Origin of the sequence: Candidatus Thiosymbion oneisti, assembly GCF_004359955.1 — a bacterium.
Taxonomy (GTDB): Bacteria; Pseudomonadota; Gammaproteobacteria; order Chromatiales; family Chromatiaceae; genus Thiosymbion; species Thiosymbion oneisti.
In genome coordinates this window covers 1-699 of sequence record NZ_SMSC01000120.1, presented here as the reverse complement: position 1 = coordinate 699, position 699 = coordinate 1, and the positions used below count along the sequence as shown (strand labels likewise).

Below are 699 nucleotides of genomic sequence, written 5' to 3'. Positions count from 1 at the left end.
TGAGTCGAAGCGGGTGGTGGCCAAGACGTCAGCGATGCGGCCGTTGAAGCGCTCGATCATGCCGTTGGTTTGGGGGGTTCTAGGTTTGATCAAGCGGTGTTCGACGTGGTTGGCAGCGCAGACCTGATCGAAGGCATGGGCACCGGTGGCACAGAAGCGGTCGGTGAATTCCTTGCCATTGTCGGTGAGAACCTTGGTGATGGTGAACGGCGCCTGCTCGATCAAGCGCTTGAGAAAACCGCTGGCGGAGGCGGCTGACTTGTCCTTGAGGAGTTCCACGTAAACCCAGCGCGTGGCGCGGTCGATGGCGGCGAAGAGATACTGCCGCTGGTCCTCATCCGGCATTTGGGGCAGGTACTTCACGTCCACGTGCACAAAGCCGGGCGCGTAATCCTTGAAGCTCTTCACCGGCGGCTTGGCGCCATCCTCCTGGGGCATCAGCGCCTTGAGGTTCGACACGCCATGGCGGCGCAGACAGCGGTCCAGGCCCGAGCGCGAGACCTCGCCGTGGATGAACTCGCGGGTCACCGCCAGCAGGTCATCCAGGGGCAACAGCAGGCTCTCACGCAAGGTCACGACCACCGCTTCCTGGGCCGCGCTGAGGGTCGCCTGGAGCCGGTGCGGGCGGTGGGAGGCATCATCTGTCCCTTCGCGTCGGCGCCATTTCGCAACCGTGTGGCGATTGAGGTGGTAGACTGC

At 63.7% G+C, this 699-nt stretch carries 1 protein-coding gene; it reads right to left on the bottom strand.

Annotation, left to right across the window (positions count from 1 at the left end):
• The coding region (locus tag E1958_RS19695) for a DDE-type integrase/transposase/recombinase (RefSeq protein ID WP_133513380.1) at positions 1–699 on the bottom strand (699 nt) is incomplete at both ends.